14 protein-coding genes are annotated in these 21,550 nt (G+C 45.1%); 8 read left to right on the top strand and 6 right to left on the bottom strand.

Annotated features, from left to right (window positions below):
* Positions 1 to 39 precede the first annotated feature (39 nt).
* A complete protein-coding gene (locus ACX6CI_RS02115) occupies positions 40 to 822 on the bottom strand; it encodes an oxygen-binding di-iron domain-containing protein (RefSeq protein ID WP_458776532.1) in 783 nt (260 codons plus the stop codon).
* 283 nt (positions 823 to 1,105) lie between these two features.
* On the opposite strand from ACX6CI_RS02115, the gene ACX6CI_RS02110 reads away from it, so the two are divergent.
* The 6 genes from ACX6CI_RS02110 to ACX6CI_RS02085 all read left to right on the top strand — a co-directional run bounded on the left by ACX6CI_RS02110 (position 1,106) and on the right by ACX6CI_RS02085 (position 12,149).
* Positions 1,106 to 1,957 (top strand): rhomboid family intramembrane serine protease, encoded by an 852-nt coding sequence (locus tag ACX6CI_RS02110; RefSeq protein WP_458776531.1) that lies wholly within the window; start codon positions 1,106 to 1,108, stop codon positions 1,955 to 1,957.
* 592 nt (positions 1,958 to 2,549) lie between these two features.
* Positions 2,550 to 3,674: a glutamine-hydrolyzing carbamoyl-phosphate synthase small subunit gene (gene carA / locus ACX6CI_RS02105; protein ID WP_458776530.1), complete on the top strand. Its 1,125-nt coding sequence runs from the start codon at positions 2,550 to 2,552 to the stop codon at positions 3,672 to 3,674.
* Positions 3,675 to 3,744: 70 nt separating this feature from the next.
* The gene (carB, locus tag ACX6CI_RS02100) at positions 3,745 to 6,957 is read left to right on the top strand and encodes a carbamoyl-phosphate synthase large subunit (RefSeq protein ID WP_458776529.1); all 3,213 of its coding nucleotides are present in this window, start codon (positions 3,745 to 3,747) and stop codon (positions 6,955 to 6,957) included.
* Positions 6,958 to 7,144: 187 nt separating this feature from the next.
* Positions 7,145 to 9,133 carry an ATP-dependent zinc metalloprotease FtsH gene (gene ftsH, locus ACX6CI_RS02095; RefSeq protein WP_458776528.1) on the top strand — a complete coding sequence of 663 codons (1,989 nt, stop codon included), beginning with the start codon at positions 7,145 to 7,147 and terminating at the stop codon, positions 9,131 to 9,133.
* The gene (gene folP / locus ACX6CI_RS02090; RefSeq protein WP_458776527.1) at positions 9,133 to 9,942 is read left to right on the top strand and encodes a dihydropteroate synthase; all 810 of its coding nucleotides are present in this window, start codon (positions 9,133 to 9,135) and stop codon (positions 9,940 to 9,942) included. Before ftsH ends, folP begins: the two co-directional genes overlap by 1 nt.
* Positions 9,943 to 10,016: 74 nt before the next feature.
* Entirely contained in the window at positions 10,017 to 12,149 is a 2,133-nt protein-coding gene (locus ACX6CI_RS02085; RefSeq protein ID WP_458776526.1) for a Tex family protein, read from the top strand.
* 106 nt (positions 12,150 to 12,255) lie between these two features.
* Here the strand turns inward: ACX6CI_RS02085 and ACX6CI_RS02080 are convergent, their stop codons facing one another.
* A complete protein-coding gene (locus tag ACX6CI_RS02080) occupies positions 12,256 to 13,344 on the bottom strand; it encodes a YeiH family protein (RefSeq protein WP_458776525.1) in 1,089 nt (362 codons plus the stop codon).
* A 436-nt stretch (positions 13,345 to 13,780) separates the two neighbouring features.
* On the opposite strand from ACX6CI_RS02080, the gene ACX6CI_RS02075 reads away from it, so the two are divergent.
* A complete protein-coding gene (locus ACX6CI_RS02075; RefSeq protein WP_458776524.1) occupies positions 13,781 to 14,059 on the top strand; it encodes a hypothetical protein in 279 nt (92 codons plus the stop codon).
* Between the two features lie 141 nt (positions 14,060 to 14,200).
* On the opposite strand, the gene ACX6CI_RS02070 is transcribed toward ACX6CI_RS02075, so the two are convergent.
* Complete coding sequence (locus ACX6CI_RS02070) at positions 14,201 to 15,535, bottom strand: alanine/glycine:cation symporter family protein (protein ID WP_458776523.1); 1,335 nt, start codon at positions 15,533 to 15,535, stop codon at positions 14,201 to 14,203.
* A gap of 85 nt (positions 15,536 to 15,620) precedes the next feature.
* Entirely contained in the window at positions 15,621 to 16,973 is a 1,353-nt protein-coding gene (locus ACX6CI_RS02065) for a D-serine ammonia-lyase (protein WP_458776522.1), read from the bottom strand.
* A gap of 301 nt (positions 16,974 to 17,274) precedes the next feature.
* Between ACX6CI_RS02065 and dsdC the strand changes: the two genes are divergently transcribed.
* Complete coding sequence (gene dsdC / locus ACX6CI_RS02060) at positions 17,275 to 18,186, top strand: DNA-binding transcriptional regulator DsdC (RefSeq protein WP_458776521.1); 912 nt, start codon at positions 17,275 to 17,277, stop codon at positions 18,184 to 18,186.
* Positions 18,187 to 18,197: 11 nt separating this feature from the next.
* Here dsdC and ACX6CI_RS02055 read toward each other — a convergent pair whose 3' ends face one another.
* Positions 18,198 to 19,307, bottom strand: coding sequence for a radical SAM protein (locus tag ACX6CI_RS02055; protein WP_458776520.1), 1,110 nt, complete (start codon positions 19,305 to 19,307; stop codon positions 18,198 to 18,200).
* A gap of 44 nt (positions 19,308 to 19,351) precedes the next feature.
* A complete protein-coding gene (locus ACX6CI_RS02050; RefSeq protein ID WP_458776519.1) occupies positions 19,352 to 21,463 on the bottom strand; it encodes a PAS domain-containing hybrid sensor histidine kinase/response regulator in 2,112 nt (703 codons plus the stop codon).
* Between the last annotated feature and the right edge of the window lie 87 nt (positions 21,464 to 21,550).

Below are 21,550 nucleotides of genomic sequence, written 5' to 3'. Positions count from 1 at the left end.
TAACCCTTCATACGGTTGCCCCCGTATACATTTATTTTTTTAAATAGATACGACTGTATCGTCTGGCAATCGATACAAACTATCCGCCAAATCATCCACTGCAGTTTTTTCCTCTTCAACCCAGGTATAAAATTCTTCCACAAGGGGCTTGCCAACAATATGTGCTCCATGCTGCGGTACAATCATCTCCACATCAAGCTGCCTCACCATTGTCACCCAACATTGAGCCGCACGACTCGTTGCCATATACCGATTATGAAACCCCTTCATATTTGTTTTATGGAGGATAAAATCTTCTGGGGTATCGATAACTGCTTTATGGGGAGTAATGGATGCACCAAGATCACTTGTGAACAAAATTTTTGCCACAGGATCATACAAATGAAAACAGCCTGGAGAGTGAAGAAAATGTGCCGGTATCGCCACAAGGGGACTGCCGCTTAACTCAAACCGGACGCCTTGATCAGGTATAGGGAATAACAACCCCTCTGAAATGCCCCGAATACAGAAAGCTGGAATAAATTTTTCCCACAGTGCAGAAATCATCACCTTGGCATTACATATGGGAAGCCATAAATTAAGTCCGGAACCTATATCCGGATCCTGATGGGATAAAAATATGTAATCAACAGCTCCTGCAGGCAGATACTTTGACTGCTCACCAAGTAATTTTTTATAAACACGGTAACCACCGCAGTCGAGCATCAGTCCCCGACGTTTATGAACAATAAGAAACTGATTAGATGGTATCTCACCCTCACCCATTAATCCATCAAATTTTATACACTTATGATCTGCATCTTCATACAATATAGTTGACATATAGGCTCCCACAGTTAACCCTGGTAAACTGGAAATTTAGTCAGGATAATTACCTTAATGTTTCTCCTAAGCCTCTGATTTCAATATATACTTCGAATTTTTCATATTTTATTACAGCTTTTCTAGAGTAAGGTACTAAAGTTAATGATAATTGCACGCTAATCATAACAAATAACTTACGCATTTTACCATAACTCACTTGGTCAAGTAAAGTTTTGGAAAGATAGCAATAAACAAAAGATGTTAGTTTTAAAACAGACCTCTGCACTTGGACAAACGACTTATGGCCACTTCAACAACTAGAAACTCACTCCTCTGCCCAAATTGTCGCAAACTGATCTCTGGCTCAGTGACGAACTGCCCCTTTTGCGGGCTAAAAAACCCCTCATCAAGGCTAAAAAATAACGCACTCACCAGAAGCCTTGGAGATGCCGACCAGCTGACCACTCTTCTCATAACACTTAACGTAATACTCTTTTTAGTTTCTGTAATCCTGACACCGACCAAAACAGGATTTAACTTCAGTCCATTCAGCTTTCTTTCTCCCAGCAGCCAGAGTTTATTCATCCTCGGCTCCACAGGTTCAATACCACTCTTTCAGTACGACAGATGGTGGACTCTCATCACTGCAAATTTCCTCCACGGAAGCGCCCTGCACCTCATATTTAATATGCTCGCTGTACGTCAACTGGCCCCTCTTGTGATTCAGGAATTTGGTCCGTACAGGACTATATCTATTTATATACTTGGTGGTATTGGGGGATTTGCCATATCGGCCTTTGCCGGAGTACGTTTAACAATAGGGGCATCAGCAGCACTCTGCAGCCTCATTGGTGCTCTGCTCTACTATGGTAAAAACAGAGGGGGGAACTATGGCCAGGCTATTTTCAGCCAAATTGGCGGCTGGGCCTTTGGCATTGCAATATTTGGATTTTTAGTTCCAGGTATCAATAACTGGGGTCACGGAGGAGGTCTTGTGTGTGGTGCTGTCATCGCCCTCATACTTGGCTATAAAGAAAAGAAGAAAGAAACCTTCAGCCACAAAAGCCTTGCTATCTTTTGTATGGCAATAACTCTGCTTGCACTCGCCTGGAGCTGCTTTGGGGCTGTTCTCTTTCTTTTATTTTCCAGATAACCATTGTTACAGCGATCCATGAAGGGGGACTATCTAAATAGTCCTCACTCATCCTAAGCCTTATTTTTCATGGGCTTTTTCGTTTGAAATCAAAAAGCCCATGAGAAATACGGACTCATCAATTTCAGTTTCCCTGGTTCGGGTTACCTTCGTCTATAACCTGTGACTCCACACGACCTTTCAGTGAAACGTCCTCATAGTCATAAGGACCTGAATGACTCAAATCAGATGAAAGACAACCTATCCCCTACGTGTCACAACAATCCGCGCCCTCAACAGTAATTTCTCTGTTATTTAGCCAAAATACAGCGGATTAACAACTTGATCCACACTACCACACCCCGATTTTGGTTGACGAAACTGCCTTTTTCAGCTATTAATGAGAAGTTTTGTCTGCATATTTACGAGGGACAAAAAAAACACCCCCTCCACTCACTCAAGATGAGTTGTTTTCTCCTTATGTATGGAATTACAACGAATTTAGAATGGTCCATGCGTGCGGCATACACAGTAACTGAGAGCCTGCTCTCCCCAATTCTTTCAAATGATGCCACCCTACCGGCCATCAGCACAACATAGAGGAAAGACCACCATGAAAGCAATAATCGCCCTGGAAGATGGGACCACCTTTGAAGGCCGCTCATTCACTGGCCACGGAGAAGCCATTGGCGAAATCGTGTTCAATACGTCAATGAGCGGGTATCAGGAAGTGTTAACAGATCCTTCATATACAGGACAGATTGTTACGATGACATACCCACTCATCGGAAACTACGGCACCAATCCAGAGGATATGGAGTCAGCCGGAGCACATCCAAAAGCCTTCCTCATAAAAGAGTACAACCCGTATCCCTCCAACTACCGTTCCACTCAACCTCTAGCTGAGTTTCTTGAAGAGTATGACGTGCTAGGAGTTGAGGGTTTTGACACCCGCGCTCTAGTGAGACATATTCGCACCAAGGGTGCCATGAAAGGCATCGTCTCCACCAAAGACCTCGACCACGAAAGCCTTGTACAAAAGGCAAAAGAATGGAGCGGTCTTGTGGGTCAGGATATGGTTAAACGTGTAACCTGCACTGAACCATATGGTTGGGGTGACAACGAGCCTGTAAATGGAACAAACTTTGAGACCGCAAAAAATCCCGGTGAAAATTCTTTTAAGGTCGTGGCCTTTGATTTTGGTATCAAGTACAACCAGCTTCGTCTTCTTCAGGAAAAAGGATGTCAGGTTCAGGTCGTTCCAGCCACAACTGACGCCAAGACAGTTCTTGCCATGAATCCTGATGGAATTTTCCTCTCAAACGGTCCAGGAGATCCTGAGGGAGTTGAAGGAGTTGTAGAGACTATTCGAGAACTCCTTGGTAAAAAGCCGATTTTTGGTATCTGCCTTGGCCACCAGATGTTGGCTCTTGCCTACGGGGCCTCTGCCTATAAACTCAAGTTTGGTCACAGGGGCGGTAATCAGCCTGTGAAAGACCTCACCACAGGCCACGTAGAGATCACATCTCAAAACCACGGTTTTTGCATCGACGGCTCAACACTTCCTCAAGACGAGGTTGAGGTTACCCATATCAACCTTAATGACAACAGTCTTGAAGGAATGCAACACAAAATATTCCCCGCATTTTCGGTACAATACCATCCGGAATTTGCCCCCGGTCCCCATGATGCAAAATACCTGTTTGACAGGTTTATTGCCATGATGCAAGCCGCGTAACACGACATCAAAAAAAATACGTAACCCAAGATCCACGGGTCATAGCGACCCAGAGCCAATACATCAGATCATGCCGAAAAGAACAGATATAAAGAAAATACTCATCATCGGTTCCGGTCCTATCATTATCAGCCAGGCCTGTGAGTTTGACTATTCCGGAGCACAGGCGGTAAAAGCGTTGAAAGAAGAAGGTTATGAGGTTGTCCTCATAAACTCCAACCCTGCAACCATCATGACCGACCCAGAACTGGCCGATGCAACCTACATAGAGCCAATTACCCCTGAATTTGTAGCACGGGTCATCGAAAAAGAACGCCCCGATGCCATGCTGCCAACTCTTGGTGGTCAAACCGCACTGAACACAGCCATTAAGGTTGCAGAGCTTGGGGTGCTTGAGAAATATAACGTTGAACTACTTGCAGCTGATATAGAGGTTATTAAAAAGGCTGAAGGACGGGAAGAATTTCGTGATGCCATGACCAAGATTGGTCTCAAGGTTCCGCAATCTTACATTGTTAACACCCTTGAAGACGCAATGGCCGCCGGCGAAGAGATTGGTTTTCCAATCATTGTCCGCCCAAGTTTCACCCTTGGTGGAACAGGTGGAGGTGTTGCCTATAACCGCCAGGAACTTGAAGAAATCTGTACAGCAGGCCTTGATCTATCCATGACCACAGAGATCATGGTTGAAAAAAGTCTTCTTGGCTGGAAGGAATACGAGCTTGAGGTGGTGCGTGATAAAAACGACAACGTGGTCATCATCTGCTCCATTGAAAACATTGATGCCATGGGTGTTCACACAGGTGACAGTATCACAGTAGCTCCAGCCCAGACCCTAACAGACCGGGAATACCAGGATATGCGCGATGCGGCGATTGCCATCATCCGTGAGATCGGAGTTGAGACCGGTGGATCAAACGTGCAGTTTGCCGTCAATCCTGCAGATGGCGAGCTTATGATCATTGAGATGAACCCACGGGTTTCCAGAAGTTCAGCTCTTGCCTCAAAGGCTACAGGTTTTCCCATTGCAAAGATTGCGGCAAAACTTGCAGTTGGCTACACCCTTGATGAACTCACAAACGATATTACCCGTGAGACCCTGGCCGCCTATGAGCCAACCATCGATTACTGCGTTGTAAAAATTCCACGATGGACCTTTGAAAAATTTCCGGAAGCAGATGACGTTCTCACCACCGCTATGAAGTCTGTGGGTGAGACCATGTCCATGGGACGAACCTTTAAAGAAGCCTTCCAGAAAGCAATGCGCTCCCTTGAAACCGGAAGAGACGGTTTCGGCGGTGATGGCAAACAGATACTTGTTGATGTGGAACAGGAAGATCTCGAACAAGGCCTCAGGTCTCCAAACTCACAACGTTTTGCTCAGATCTATGAAGGCTTAAAAAGAGGCATGACCATTGATGAACTTTTTGAGCTCACCAAGATTGATCCATGGTTTCTTTTCAACTTCCAGCAGATAGTAGAGACCGAGTTTGAGATCACTGACCGTGGCTTCCAGGGCCTTAATGCCGAATTTCTGCGCTTTGTGAAAGAGCGTGGTTTTTCCGACAAGCAACTTGCCTACCTCACAGGAACAACAGAAGAGGACATTCGTCAGCTCCGTAAAAAACTTGAAGTTACCCCGGTTTTCAAACTGGTGGATACCTGTGCGGCTGAATTCGAATCGTATACTCCATACTACTATTCAACCTACGAACAGGAAAATGAGGCCACCGTCACCACAGGCCAAAAAATCATGATTCTGGGTGGCGGACCAAACCGTATTGGCCAGGGAATTGAGTTTGATTACTGCTGTGTCCATGCTGCATTTGCATTGCGTGAGATCGGGGTGGAATCGATAATGGTTAACTCCAATCCTGAGACCGTATCCACTGACTATGATACCTCGGATAAGTTGTTCTTTGAGCCCCTTACACGAGAAGACGTCCTCAACATCATTGATCAGGAAAAGCCGGACGGAATAATTGTGCAGTTCGGTGGTCAGACACCATTGAACCTGGCTGTTCCTCTTGCCGAGGCCGGTGTAAAGATCATTGGAACCCAGCCCGATGCCATTGACCGTGCCGAAGACAGAAAGAGATTTCAACAGTTCCTGCAAAAACTCAATCTACGACAGCCTGAAAACGATACGGTCTACACCTTAGACGAAGCTGTGGCTGCTGCCAATAGAATCGGCTACCCTGTGGTTGTCCGTCCATCGTATGTACTTGGTGGTCGTGACATGCGTATTGTCTATACTGACCAGGGTATTAAGGACTTTATGAAGGCCGTTGGTGGCACCAATCTTGAGCATCCTATTCTCATTGATAAGTTTCTAAAGGACGCCATTGAAGTTGACGTAGACGCACTCTGTGACGGCACACGTACCATAATCGGCGGCATCATGGAACACGTTGAAGAAGCAGGAATCCACTCCGGTGACAGCTGTTGTGTACTTCCACCACATACCCTTTCTGAAGCTCTACTTGAAGAGATCAGAGAGGCCAGTAGAGCCATGGCCTTAGAACTTGGGGTTGTGGGTCTTATGAACGTTCAGTACGCAGTAAAAGACAATGACCTGTATATTCTTGAAGTAAATCCAAGAGCATCCAGAACCATTCCATTTGTAAGTAAAGCAACAGGTGTGCCCCTTGCAAAACTTGCAACGAAGGTAATGATGGGTGCAACCCTTGATGATCTCGGCCTCATGAAAGAAGTAGAGATCAAGCACTGGGCGGTAAAAGAAGCGGTCTTCCCATTTGATCGCTTTGATAAGGTTGACACCCTGCTCGGACCTGAGATGAAATCCACAGGTGAAGTCATGGGCATTGACGATAATCTCGGCCTCGCCATTGCAAAGGCCCATGTTGCGGCAGGTTCACATATTCCTGCAGATGGTAACGTCTTCTTAAGTGTACGTGATGGAGATAAACCCAGCATTCTTCCTGTGGCAAAGGCTCTTGTGGAACTTAATTTCACAATTTTCGCAACCACTGGAACCGCAAATTACCTCAAAGAAGCAGGAGTTGAGTGTACCCTTATTAATAAAATTTCCCAGGGTCGCCCTCATATTCTCGATAAAATCCACGACAAAGAAATTTCGTGGCTGGTGAACACTTCCCTTGGTAAGCGCACAACTGAAGACTCTTACATGATTCGTAGAGCCGCGCTCGACTACCACATTCCGTACACAACAACGGCCAGTGGTGCCGGTGCACTTGTGAAAGGAATGCAGGAGCTGAAAAAAAATGAGCTTTCAGTTCAACCTGTCCAGTACTTTACATGATCAGTGTGATAGGGTAAAATAATTATTGGTTTATACTCGACATTCTCATATTAAGATTTAACGTAACAGAGCATGGGACTACTACAGGATAACTGTTATTGTTTTATTATTTGATAAATCAAAAGCTTGAGGTGATATCCTCTGGCTATTTAATGTATTTTTAAACCAGGAACCACTGGAGGGTTCGTTGAATACTTTCTACAAAAACTTGAGTATGTGGCTGGTGATTGGTCTTACCATGATCCTCCTCTTTAACCTTTTCAATAAGCCCCAGGGCAACACAACGTCACTTAATTACAGTGACTTTATGTCCAGTATTGAAAACAAAACAGTAAGTCGTGTCTCCATTAGCGGAGACGTCGTCTCAGGAACTCTGCAAAATGGAAAAACATTTCAGACCATAATTCCTGTCAATGATACCGAATTCATGACAATCCTTCGTGATTCTGGCGTGAACATTACTGTAAAAGAGACCCAGAAAGACTCATGGCTCATGACTATTTTTGTCTCATGGTTTCCCATGCTTCTGCTTATTGGTGTATGGGTTTTCTTTATGCGACAAATGCAGGGTGGCGGTAAAGGTGGAGCTCTTTCCTTTGGAAAAAATAAGGCAAAACTTATTGAGCAGAGCGACAATAAAGTCACCTTTGACGATGTTGCAGGAATCGATGAGGCCAAGGAAGAACTTGAAGAGATCGTAGACTTTTTAAAGGATCCAGGTAAATTCACCGCACTTGGTGGTCGTATCCCAACTGGTGTTCTTCTGGCTGGTTCCCCAGGTACCGGTAAGACACTCCTTGCAAAGGCCATTGCCGGAGAAGCTGATGTTCCATTCTTTTCCATTTCAGGTTCTGATTTTGTAGAAATGTTTGTCGGTGTTGGTGCTTCAAGGGTACGCGATATGTTTGCCCAGGGCAAAAAGAGTGCACCTTGTATCATCTTCATTGATGAGATTGATGCAGTTGGACGTCATCGTGGAGCAGGTCTTGGTGGTGGACACGATGAACGTGAGCAGACCCTTAACCAGTTACTGGTTGAGATGGATGGTTTTGAGACCAACGATGGAGTTATCATTGTTGCTGCGACGAACCGTCCTGATGTCCTTGATCCTGCACTACTTCGTCCAGGTCGTTTTGATCGTCAGGTCATTGTACCTGTTCCGGACGTAGGTGGTAGAAAGAAGATTCTTGAAATCTATGCCCGCAAGACCAAGATGGCTGCCCAGGTAGATCTTGATGTTTTAGCACGTGGTACCCCTGGTTTTTCCGGTGCTGATCTTGAGAACCTTGTTAATGAAGCAGCGCTTATGGCTGCCCGTACCGGCGCAAAAGAAATTAATCTGGAATTGCTGGAAGCAGCTAAAGATAAGATCATGATGGGTGCTGAACGACGCACCATGATCATTAATGAAAAAGAAAAGAAGGTTACTGCGTATCATGAAGCGGGCCATGCTCTTGTTGCATGGATGCTACCCGATACAGATCCGGTTCATAAGGTTACAATTATTCCACGTGGGCGTGCGCTTGGGCTTACCATGCAGCTGCCAACCGATGATAAGTACACCCACTCAAAGACATATTTAGAAAATCAACTCTGTATCCTCTATGGTGGCCGACTTGCCGAGAAACTTATCTTTGATGAAATCACTACCGGTGCCGGTAATGATATTGAACGGGCTTCTGGTCTTGCCCGTAAGATGGTTTGCGAATGGGGAATGAGCGAGGAACTTGGTGCTCTTACCTACGGCAAGAAAGATGACAATGTTTTCCTTGGAAAAGACATTTCCCAGAGCAGGGATTTCAGTGATGATACTGCAAGACAAATTGATCTTGCCGTGCGCAAGCTCATCGATACTGCAATGGATACTGTCACTCAAATCCTGAGCGAAAACGAAGACATCCTCACCCGTATCTCTGAAGAACTCCTCGAAAGAGAGACCATTGTCCTAAAAGACATGGAAGATATAATTGAGGAATTACGCCCCGGCCAATACGCAGATCGGATGTCTAAACCTGCAGAACAAGCACCGCAACCTCAGCCTTCTAAACCAGCTCCTGCTGAAGAGCCTGCTGAAGAGCCTGTTGAAACTCCTGAACCAGCAGCCCAGGAAGACGCAACAGAAGATGTTGCTCCAGTAGAGCCTGCCAAAGAGAAGAAGAGCGAACCAGAAGCCTGATGAATGGCTCCTCCATAAAGATAATGGGCGTCCTTAATGTGACGCCCGATTCTTTTTCAGACGGTGGCCAGTTTGCCACCGTCGATTCTGCACTACTCCAAGCTGAAAAACTTATCGCAGACGGTGCTGATATCTTAGATATCGGCGGAGAGTCTACACGCCCTTTTGCCGACAAGGTCGCAACCATGGAAGAACTCAAGCGAGTGATTCCTGTGATTGAAGGTATCCGCACAAGTCATTCCATTCCGATCTCCATTGATACGACCAAGGCTGAGGTGGCCACAGCCGCACTAAAGGCCGGTGCAACCCACGTCAATGACATATCTGCACTTCGAACCGACCCCGGAATGCTCGGTGTTATTAAAGAGACATCAACTCCTATCATCATAATGCATATGCAGGGTACACCTGCTGATATGCAGGTCAATCCAACCTACTCTGATATCATCCAGGAGATGGTCGAGTTTTTTGACGAACGCCTCAACTACTTGCAGGCCAATGGTGTTTCCAAAGACAACATAGTCATTGACCCTGGTATTGGGTTTGGTAAAACTCTCAACCACAATCTCTCCATCCTTAAACACCTGAACACCTTTTCACAATTTGGAGTGCCAGTTCTTCTCGCCCATAGCAGGAAACGATTTCTTGGTGATATCACAGGGGTTACCAATGAACAGCAGCGGGACCTTGCAACAGCAGTTGTTGCCGCAATCTGCTCCAGCAAAAATATAGATATGGTGAGGGTTCATGATGTAGCTGCCACCAGACAGGCCCTTCTGCTCAGTGCAGCCATAGAAAGCGCTCTGTAATCTCCATCGAACCAATGCCTTTTCTTTGGATTTCATCGTTATTTATCTAATTCATCACTACCTACTCGTTAACTATGTCCACAACACAACCTGATTTTAGTGGCCGACTCTCTCAGCAACTCAACCTCCCCCAGAGACAAGTCAGTGGAACGTTACAACTGCTGGAAGATGGTGGAACTGTCCCTTTTATTGCCAGATATAGAAAAGAAGCAACAGGGTCTCTCGATGAAGTCGCTATAAGCGCAATCCAGGATGGTTATCAAAAACTTATTGATCTTGAAAAGCGTCGATCTTATATAATTGAAGGACTGGAAAAAACTAATACACTGACACCTGAGTTAAAAAAGAAACTCCAAGGAGCTCAAAACCTGACAATCCTTGAAGATCTCTACCTTCCCTATCGACCTAAACGAAAAACACGGGCACAACAGGCCAGGCAAAGAGGGTTAGCCCCCCTTGCCCGTATCCTTCTGGAGAACAAGTCATCTAAGATAAACCTCTCATCCTTTGTAAACAGTGTAAAAGAAATCCACACGACAGCTGAGGCCCTTGCTGGAGCCCGCGATATCATTGCCGAAGAAATTGCTGAAAATGCCGACACCCGAGCTGTACTCCGCAATATCTTTACGTCCCAGGCTATTGTTGAATCGCGCCTTGTGCAAAAAAATGAGGCTCAGGGAGAGAAGTTCAAGGACTACTTCAACTGGCAGGAACCCGCGTCAAAGGCTGCTGGACACAGACTTCTTGCAATGTTTCGAGGTGAAAAGCAAAAGATACTAAAGCTTTCCATTCAACCTCCAAAGGAGAGTTCCCTACGCCTGCTCAAGAAAAATCACCTCACCTCTGGCCCCTGGCAACAAGAGCTCTCCCTTGCCATAGAAGACAGCTACTCCCGCCTTCTAGCCCCCTCGCTTGAAACAGAACTTGCTAAAACACTGAAAGCCAAAGCTGATGACGAGGCAATAGAGGTCTTTGGTGAGAACCTCAGGCAATTACTTCTTTCAGCCCCCCTGGGTGCCAAACGTGTTCTGGCAATTGATCCAGGCTTTAGAACCGGAGGAAAAGTCGTCTGCCTTGACACCCAGGGCAACCCTGTTGCAAATACAACTATCTACCCTACCCTCGGTAAAAGCCAGCAACTGGAAGCCGCTGAGACCATCAAAAAGCTTGTTGCACAACATAGAACCGAAGCTATCGCCATAGGCAATGGAACTGCCGGAAGAGAAACGGAACGTTTTATCCGTGATCTTAATCTTAGACCTGAACCTATCATTACCCTCGTCAATGAAGATGGTGCATCAATTTATTCAGCATCAGAAACCGCGAGAAAAGAATTCCCAGACTACGACATCACCGTTCGTGGTGCTGTTTCAATTGGCAGAAGACTTCAAGACCCGTTGGCTGAGCTTGTCAAAATCGACCCAAAATCGATTGGGGTTGGTCAATATCAGCATGATGTATCGCAAACCAAGTTAAAGACAGCACTGATCCAAATTGTAGAACGCTGTGTAAACAGTGTCGGAGTTGAACTCAATAGCGCCAGTGTCGAGTTACTCACTCATGTTGCTGGCCTCAGCAAGACCCTTGCTGAAAACATTGTCCAATACAGAAACAGTGTAACCAGAATCAATACCAGAAAGGAACTTCTCAAGATTCCCAGGCTTGGCCCCAAGGCCTTTGAGCAATGCGCCGGTTTTCTCCGCATTCATAATGGGAAAAATCCACTTGACGCGAGTGGAGTCCACCCTGAACGGTACACCCTTGTGACCCGAATGGCAAAGACATGTGGTATCTCTGTTTCGGAACTGCTGAGCAGTAAAGAGGCACAGCAGCAGATTGTCCCAGATAATTACATCGACGAGACCACAGGGCGTGCCACCATTGAAGACATCTTAAACGAACTTGCCAAACCGGGTCGTGATCCGCGTAAAGAGTTCGAGCAGTTCCATTTTAAAGAAAATATCCGCACTATGGAGGACCTCGAACCGGGAATGCGCCTACCTGCTATTGTAACAAACATTACAAAGTTTGGAGCCTTTGTGGATCTTGGCATTAAGGTTGACGGCCTTATTCACATCAGCCAGCTCGCCGATAGATTTGTTAAGGATCCTGGGACAATAGTCAGCCTTGGTCAAAAACTGACTGTTCGGGTCGTTGAGATTGACAACAGCAGAAATAGAATCGCCCTATCGCTAAAAGATATATAACACCCAGTACACTCTAAAATGCTACGGCATCACAGGGGCGACTCTTTCAATAATCGCCCCTCATGAATAGAATCAAACTATTCAAACGGTCTCCCCTGAACACGAACTAATAGAGAATGTAGATCAGTATCAGGCTCACTATAGAGATAGTAAGCGTTGCAAAAATTGAGAGAACAAGTGGTTTATAACCTATTGTCAAGAGCCTCTTAAAATCTGTCTCAAGGCCCATGGCACCCATGGCCATGGTCAGCAGGAACATGTCAAAGGTTTCAATGGAGGCGATGGCCTTTGCAGTGAAAAAATCATTTGAGTTTAAAATCACCATACCCAAGAAACCAAAGAGAAACAGTGGAAACTTCACCTCACCCTTCTCTGAGCTTCCTCCCGGGCGTATCATACCTTTGGCCGACATAAAAGAGATGGCAAAGGCAAACGGTACCAGACAGGCAACACGGGTAAGCTTTATGATCGTGCCGATTTCACCACTCTCCTCGCCTCCTCCAAAGGCTGCTGCTATCACCTGGGCAACCTCGTGAATCGAAGCCCCAGACCAGATTCCATACTCCTTGGCTGTCAGATGCAGGAATCCCATATTATGTATCATGGGATAGAGCAGCATCAGTATCGTACCAAATACTGTGATAGAACTGATCGCTACAACGACATTATCTTCTTTGGCCTGGGTTACAGCACCTGCTGTCATAATGGCCGAAGCCCCACAGATTGAAGTACCGGTTGCAATGAGGAGCGTTTGCGAATGATCACATTTTAACACTCGGCCAAACCAGACCGTGAGTAATAGAGTGATGAGAAGCGGTCCTGTGGCAAGCACAATCCCTTCCCAGCCTAAACTTCCAATCTGAGTAAAGGTTATTCTGGCCCCGAGAAGTGCCACTGCAAAACGGAGTACAGTACGGATAGAATAGGTTATACCAGACTTATATACCGGCAAAAGAATAAAGGCATTACGGAGGAGAATTCCTATACCCATGGCCACAATCAGAGGGGTCACATAGGCGAGTTGTGCCCCTGTATAGAGAGCAATAGCTGCAATACACATGGTGAGCATCAGTCCTGGAATTAAAACTGCTGCTTCAGGCGGAAGGAAAAAGCTGAATTTTTCTGCAAATTCAACGAGGATTGTCCTGTCTTCAGGAGCAATTTCTGGTGTTTTTTCAGAATCTGTCTTGGTCATTATTTAATCAGTATGGATGAAATTAATCTGATGAAGACAACCGCTGTTACTTCGAACGAAAATAACTGCAAATGCGTTCAATAAGTGTTGAGGGTAATTCAAAAATTGTTCCTCCCAAGCCACTATTGCAACTCTTACCCACCCTACCTATTTTAAAATCTGAACCAAATTTTTTCCCACAGGTAGGGCAAGCCATGACAACCCCTCCCACATTTTTGGGAAAACGTAACTGCTGTCCACATTCCGAGCATTGCTTTTCAATATAATCTGACATAATAATATAGAGCAGTTAATGGTGGTTCTTCAAATACGATACGCTACATTAGTGGCTCAATCTTGCATATCAACCATGGTACAAATACAACATTGAGGTAATATATCTAATACGTTTTACGGTAATACATTACATACTTAAATTGGCAATAAAAAAGAGACTATGACGGAACAAATTCCAGAAGATATCAAAAAAGACCTCGAAAAAGCAATATCCCTCCACCAACGCGCTACATCAGATTACGCCCAGTGTGAGCAGTTTAGTAAATTGATGTCAAACGTGCTGGCTCGACTTGAAGATGCTGACTGTTTTGATACAGCCGACAAAGTCATGACCATTCTCTTAGAGTGCAATCCCAAGATCGGCTCCCACTGCGAAAAGTCGTCCCATGTTGCCAACTTAACCAAAAAAATAGAAAAATATTGCTTACTAAAAAACTGATGTTTCAGAACAACAATTAAATCCTCTAACAGTATAAGTTATACGATCCACAACAACAACGTCTAGTTAAAACAACAGCGGCCCCCTTCACATCGTGAAGGGGGCCGCTGAAGAACAAGCTTTCGCCACATTCAATACATCTTACTTATCTTCAAAATACTTCTTGGTTTCAGAAACCACTACAGGGGTCAGCATAAGCAAACCAATAAGGTTCGGCACAGCCATAAGTCCGTTAAGTGTATCAGAAATATTCCAGACAAGGCTCAACTTGGCAACAGATCCCACACCGATAAAAAGGATAAATACAACACGGTATGGCATAACTGACTTAATACCAAAGAGATATTCAATAGACTTTTCACCATAATAACACCAGCCAAGAATGGTGGAGTAAGCAAAGAGAATAATACCAAGGGTCACAATGTAACCACCACCTGCTATACCTGCATTAAATGCAGTTGTGGTGAGTTCTGCACCAGTCTGACCATTAGACCAGGCACCGGTCAAAATCAGAACAAGACCGGTCATGGTACAAACAAGGATGGTATCAATAAAGGTCTGGGTCATTGAAACCAATGCCTGTGCAGTTGGGGTCTTGGTTTGAGCTGCAGCTGCAGCGATTGGAGCACTACCAAGTCCAGACTCATTGGAGAAGACACCACGGGCAACACCAAAACGAATTGCCATCATGATCGTTGCACCGGCAAAGCCACCAACAGCAGCTGTTGGGTTAAACGCCTGCTTAACGATGAACGCGAGTGCAGCTGGAACTTCCGTGATATGAGAAAAAATGATAAAGAGAGCAGCGGCTACATAAAAAACAATCATAACCGGAACAAGTAAACTGGTTACTTTTGCAATGGATTTAATTCCACCAAGAATAACAACAGCAGAAAGAACCATCAGTGTTACACCGGTAACCCAAAAAGGAATGTGAAAAGTCGCCTCTACGGCGTCAGCCACAGAGTTCGCCTGGACCATATTACCGATACCAAAAGCTGCAATAGAAGCAAACAAGGCAAAAACGGTTCCTAACCAAGGCATATTCAAGCCCTTGGAAATATAGTACATAGGGCCACCACACATTTCCCCGTTTTCGTCGACTTCACGGTATTTTACAGCCAGAATTGCTTCAGCATATTTGGTTGCCATACCGACAAGACCGGTAATCCACATCCAGAACAGTGCTCCCGGTCCACCAATGGCGATTGCAGTTGCAACACCAGCAATGTTACCAGTACCAACTGTTGCTGCCATAGCGGTCATCAGCGCTTGAAAGTGGGTAATATCTCCAGGCTCATCACTGTCTTCTTTACGTTTTACAAGTGCGAGATACAAAGCATGTCCAAGCTTTGTAAACTGTAAACCTCGAAGATTAATTGTCAGCCAAAATCCTGTACCGACGAGCAGGATGAGCATTGGTGGTCCCCAGGCAAATGCATTAATTTTGCCCACTATTGCATCTAAAGTCTCCATAATTCCTCCAGAATATAAATTGTCCCCAATGCCCCCGTAAACCGGGGACACAACAAAAACCAGTATCCGCTACCGGATAACGGGTTTAAACAAACCTCCTATTTTCAATACGGTCAATCCCATGTTTATCATATTCAAGCCACACATCTTCAGGCACCATACTTCCCCCAGTGGCCCATACCAGATGTGTTACATTGTGCTGATCCCTAGAAGTCAGTTTACTGTTTAACGCACTCTTACTTCGACAGTACCCTGAAAATCCAACGAGTGCTGAAGGCTCAAGACGCAAACTCTCACATTGGTCAAGCAGAGACAGTAAGAGGAACATCTCATCATCATCTACTGTAAAAACACCCGAAAGCAAAGACTTCATTGCCCTGCAGACAAGACCTGAGGGTCTACTCACAGCAAGACCATCGGCAATTGTACTATTGGTCACCCCAAAATCCTTTGCAGACACAGCGTCATGTAATCCTGTCGCCAACCCCACAAGAAGTGCAGGGCTATTAGTGGGTTCCACAAAAAAACAGTGTACATTATCACCAAAAACCTGTTTAAGACCATAGGTTATGCCACCGGGACCGCCTCCAACACCACAAGGTAGATAAACCACGAGAGGATGCGCCTGGTCAACAATTATTCCTTGGTCTTGGAGCTGGGTACGCAGCCGTTCTCCTGCAACAGAATAGCCTAGAAAGAGATCCCGGGAATTTTCATCATCAACAAAATGACACCTTGGATCAGCTTCTGCTTCTATACGCCCCTCGGCTACCGCCACACTATAGTCAGCATCATGCTCCACGACATTGACACCTAATCCGCGCAATCGATCTTTTTTCCACGTCCTGGCATCTGCTGACATATGAACAGTTACTTTAAAACCGAGAGCAATGCCAACAATTCCAATACTCAAGCCCAGATTCCCAGTGGAACCGACTACAATTGAATAGTTGGAAAACAGTTCTTTAAAGGTTGGTAATGCAAAATCCTTATAATTTGTGCCTTTACTGAGAAGTCCACTATCAAGAGCAATGGTTTCAGCAAGTTTTAAGACCTGATAGATTCCGCCTCTTGCCTTAACAGAGCCTGCAATTGGTAGGTGACTGTCAAGTTTTACATAGAGCTTTCCACCCATTGGGTCATTATATTTACCGAGCTCCTGCTGCATTTTGGGTAAATGCTGTAAGGGCGATTCAATGAGCCCTCCCGCCGCTACTGTTTCAGGAAAAGCATCTACAAGGAAGGGTCGAAAACGCTCCAATCGTGCGGAAGCATCTGCTACGTCGTCTATGGAAAAACCACCATAGGAAAAATCGGGATCAAAGGACTGCAGCGTTTGATTGAGCCAAAGAGTCGGCCGCAAGGAGATGATATCGTTTAAAACCGGACATTCTGCCACCCAGGTTTCTACTGACTCCCCTCCTATGAGTTCTCCCATGCTAATCCCACCTGCACCAGTATCTTCAGAGCATTTGTCCGGAAAACCCGGCATCTTAAATAAGAAAATCTGCAGCTTAAACCGGTAATCAAACAAACATCCACAAACGACCAATACCGCTTATACCACTCATTCGCTTTTCCCGTGTTAGAACGATCAACAGATAAAAAATCTTTCCTCTACAGGCCGCTTCATGTAGTTTATGGGGTTACGACTTATACCAGCAATGGCATATCCATAGCACTGTACCGTGACATCGACAACCGAATAATTGCAATCTACACATTAGCAGGACTAATCCATGGACCAATTATCTCTTCGCCAGACACTTCCTCTCATGCCGATATTTGTCTGTGCCGCCAAACATCAAAGCTTTTCCAAAGCCGCCGTAGAGCTTTGCGTAACGCAAGGTGCCGTCAGTCAAAGTATTCGTAAACTTGAGGACCTGCTTGGCTTCTCACTGTTCCATCGCCTGACTCGACGTATTATTCTTACTGACAAGGGAGAACGCCTGCTTTCAACAGTGCAATATTCCTTAATGGAGATAAACGGCGAAGTAGAGAGTATTAAAAGCAAGGAACTTAATGGTAATCTTAATATCTCATGCCCACCATCCCTTGCAAGCAAATGGCTATCCCCCCGCCTGAAAAGTTTTACTGATAAAAACCCCGGTATATCAATTCATTTCCGTTGTCGAAATGATCTGGTTGACTTTGAAAGTGAACATGTGGACCTCGCAATCTACTACGGGACAGGTCCCTATCCTGATCTTAATGTTACGTTTTTAATGGATGAGTTATTTTTCCCCGTCTGCTCAAGGGAATATGCGGACCAATATTCTCTCTGGAACAATCCCCAAGGGATTCATGACTGCCTGCTCCTTCACGACAGTCAGCCCTGGCCCCATGCACAGTACTTTTCAGAATGGAAATTATGGGCTGAACGCATACAACTGCAAGACTTTACACCTCAATCAGGTATTAGTTTTGACCAGAATATTGCTGCAGTACTTGCTGCAACTAAAGGGGTGGGAGTGGCTATAGGCCGTAACCGACTTGTTCAACTGGACATTGATGCCGGAATCCTTGTTGCTCCCATTGATGATAGACTGTTAACCAATCAGGCCTATTACATCGTTACCATGCATGAGTATAGCAACTCCCCACGCATTGCGGCCTTTCGTAACTGGCTGCTTAAAGAGGCTGAAAACTAACTCGACAACTATCAATAACCATCTAATTTAGAGCAATACTGACATTCACCCGGCGGTGGATGAGTCGTTAAAAAATTCTGAGTTAAAGTTACTGCGGACTCAAGCTGACTTGCTCCAGCAAGCGAGCAGCTCACCGTACTAAGACGTTTTTCATGATACTCGCGACGCACTCTAAACTGCTCTCTAAAACGCTGATATTTTTCTCCTTCCCATATTTCTTTCAGGCTCTGTGTTCTCAGGTTGCCCATGGACACAGAATTCTGAGTTGCTCCTCCATCTTTACCGTACCAGTTAACAGGACCTTTCACAGGAGGTGCCAGGAAAACACAGGGAGCGACATCACCGCTGGCAGAAATGAAAAGGTTATTTATGGGATTTTTATCACAAACAGATGTGAGCGTTGGGGCAAAAGACTTCATCTTAAGAGTTATCCCACCCGGTAAACCTGCAAGATTTGCAGCAACACGAGTAAGCCAAAATCGTTTTGCCGCGAGGGCATCTGGTAAGAACTGCAAATTGAATTGCCGCATCCCTCCGGCCTGGGTAAGAGCAACTGTCACAAAAACATCAACTCCCTGTCTCCTGCACCATGTAATCGCTTTTGGCAGCTCCTTTACTGTTGTATCGGTGAGCAGATAACTTATTGCAACCACAGGTCCGTCTGCCTGATGCTTTCTTTTGGCGGCTACAAAGGCTGTAATCCCTTCGGATACGCCTTTAAAAGTACAAGAACCTCGAAGTTCATCATGGGTTGCTGGCGTAGCTCCTGCCATGGAAAAGGTTATCCCATCGACGCCGACCTCGATAATATCAGCGGCAAGCCTACTGGTCATCAGCGTACCGTTGGTGGTAAATGTTACAGAGAAATCGAAGTCTTTTAGTATTTTTACATAATCAAGGAAATCGTCCTGTACCAATGGCTCACCCCAGCCCTGCAGATGAACATTTGGTTTAATATCCCCAATTTCTGTAACAATTCGTTGAAAGAGTGCTTTATCAAGGTCCCTGTGCTGCCAAACTTCACTGTAAGCAGGCTTAAGGCAGGTGACGCAATTCAGATTACATCTGCTGGTGGTTTCGATCTGAATTGATTCAATATTATCAGCGCTGATAGCTTGCATGGTCGCCCCTAAAGCAGGTTATCTCGTCGAAATATATCTGGAATCTAGCAGCGAAGAATCCTTTTTTTTCTCTCATCCAGAACCTTTCGTATCAGCACAGCTAAGGCCCTACCACTGAATGGCTTGGATACAATTTCTGTGACGCCGGCGTCTCTGACCATTTCTTCCGTGATCCGACTACTGTTACCTGTACATAAAATAACCGGAATATCATGACGGACTCCACGAATCTTATGAGCCAGCTCCAGGCCATTCATACCGGGCATGGCGAAATCTGTCAGAACCAGATGAAAATCATCATGCTGCCTTGCAAATAACGTGCAAGCAAGATCTGCAGAATTAATGACCACCACCGTATAACCAAAACGTTCAAGTATAGCTTTTGCCATCTCTCCTAACATCACTTCATCATCAACGAAAAGAATAGTCTCATCGCCTTCAGCAATGGCTACCTTTTTCGGCTCTTTGATTTTTTCCGCCTCGTATTCAGGCATAATTGGCAGATAAATATTAAATACAGTTCCCTCACCTACATTACTGTCATAGTCAATAAAACCCTTACAGCTTTTAACGATACTATGAACAATTGACAGGCCCAACCCTGTCCCTTCACCGACGCTTTTAGTCGTAAAATAAGGGTTAAATATCTTATCTTTAACCTCTCTTGTCATACCAGGACCATTGTCTGAAACCGATAGCTTAATATACGATTCAGAATGCATTTCCGGTAAGATTGAGGTCTTATCCATCATCCCGCTCACTCTTTTCATGGTAACACGCAGGATGCCACCCATATTTTCCATGGCCTGGTATGCATTAGTACACAGATTCATGCAGAGTTGATGAATCTGAGTTGGATCCGCCAGAACATATCCCGAATGCATATCTATATCACTCTCAATCTCAATTGTTGCAGGCAGTGATGAACGCAACATTCCAAGCGCTTCTTTAACAACAAGGCCCGGCAAGACAGGGACAACATCCACCTCTTTTTGCCTGCTAAAATCAAGAATCTGAGTCACCAGTTTTTTAGCCCGTTCCCCTGCCACAAGTATCTGCTCGAACTCCTCGGCACAAGAAGGATCATTCCCACATTTTTCAAGACCGATATCAGCATACCCTAGCACGACACCAAGTATATTGTTAAAATCGTGGGCTATACCACCAGCCAGAGCCCCAACTGCTTCCATCTTCTGAGCATGCTGCAGTTGGAGTTCTAATGCTCTCCGTTTTTCCTCTGCTTCTTTTAGTGGAGTAACGTCAAACTCAACAGAGATAATTTCAATACCACATGATGTCTCTTTTACGATGTGGGAGGAAAAAACCTGAACAGGGTCTCCTTGCTTATTGCATAAAGTCAACTCCCCCGAAGGCATTTTTTCACCCAACTTCAAACATCGTTTGTGCTCTCGGACCACATGTTCCTTCAGATCAGCTGGGATAATCAGGTTTTCTAACTTTTTACCAATTGCTTCTTCCTTACTGTAACCGAAAAGGGTTTCACTTGCCTTGTTCCAGAGGGTCACGACCCTATCCTGATTGTATCCATATACGGCCACTCCAACGATTTCATCACTGAGATCGCGAATAAAAGTAGCTGCACTTTTCAGAGCCTGTTCCGTTTTTTCTGCCCTTGTTATATCTCGTGCGCAACCGACAGTTCCCACCATGACCCCGTCAGCGTTAATGATAGGAGTTTTTGTCACATCAAGAACGAGTTCTTCACCCCTTACCTTACCAAACTCCCTAAAACGACCGGATTTCCCTGTACGTTTTACAACTATATCAGAATCAAGACAAAGCTCCCCAAAGGTATGCTCATAACCTGCAGAACGTTCTCGCTCTGCAAAGTATAAATCATCTTTCCCTATAACATCTTGTGTACGTTCACATTTATACAATACGTCGCAGGCCGCCTGATTCGCAAAAATATACCTGTCATCCATGTCTTTAGCCCAAATAAGATCCGGTATATTATCAAGTGTCAATCGAAGTAGCGGGGACAACGTCAAACAATGGTTATTCTTATCGTTTGTTCCACATTCATTTTTTCTCATGCGACTGCATTGTTTTTCAAGTTCAGCACCGTATGCTTCTAACTCTCCATAACTTGGTTTTTTTGTCACATCATTGTTCACATCCTTTTCTTTAGTCACTCTCCCTCCATCAACATAACATTTTATTGCAGCGACTGTTTTATTAGTATTTTATATTCAATGCGAAAACCACAAAAGGTACAGGCA

The sequence above is a fragment of the Desulforhopalus glucosivorans genome, assembly GCF_054397165.1.
This window is presented reverse-complemented; position numbering and strand designations above follow the sequence as displayed.

Excerpts from the sequence above, each read along its gene's own strand:
- ACX6CI_RS02115 (WP_458776532.1), bottom strand. The coding sequence starts at position 822 with ATGTCAACTATATTGTATGAAGATGCAGATCATAAGTGTATAAAATTT.
- ACX6CI_RS02110 (WP_458776531.1), top strand. The coding sequence starts at position 1,106 with ATGGCCACTTCAACAACTAGAAACTCACTCCTCTGCCCAAATTGTCGC.
- carA (WP_458776530.1), top strand. The coding sequence starts at position 2,550 with ATGAAAGCAATAATCGCCCTGGAAGATGGGACCACCTTTGAAGGCCGC.
- carB (WP_458776529.1), top strand. The coding sequence starts at position 3,745 with ATGCCGAAAAGAACAGATATAAAGAAAATACTCATCATCGGTTCCGGT.
- folP (WP_458776527.1), top strand. The coding sequence starts at position 9,133 with ATGAATGGCTCCTCCATAAAGATAATGGGCGTCCTTAATGTGACGCCC.
- ACX6CI_RS02085 (WP_458776526.1), top strand. The coding sequence starts at position 10,017 with ATGTCCACAACACAACCTGATTTTAGTGGCCGACTCTCTCAGCAACTC.
- ACX6CI_RS02080 (WP_458776525.1), bottom strand. The coding sequence starts at position 13,344 with ATGACCAAGACAGATTCTGAAAAAACACCAGAAATTGCTCCTGAAGAC.
- ACX6CI_RS02075 (WP_458776524.1), top strand. The coding sequence starts at position 13,781 with ATGACGGAACAAATTCCAGAAGATATCAAAAAAGACCTCGAAAAAGCA.
- ACX6CI_RS02070 (WP_458776523.1), bottom strand. The coding sequence starts at position 15,535 with ATGGAGACTTTAGATGCAATAGTGGGCAAAATTAATGCATTTGCCTGG.
- ACX6CI_RS02065 (WP_458776522.1), bottom strand. The coding sequence starts at position 16,973 with ATGGGAGAACTCATAGGAGGGGAGTCAGTAGAAACCTGGGTGGCAGAA.
- dsdC (WP_458776521.1), top strand. The coding sequence starts at position 17,275 with ATGGACCAATTATCTCTTCGCCAGACACTTCCTCTCATGCCGATATTT.
- ACX6CI_RS02055 (WP_458776520.1), bottom strand. The coding sequence starts at position 19,307 with ATGCAAGCTATCAGCGCTGATAATATTGAATCAATTCAGATCGAAACC.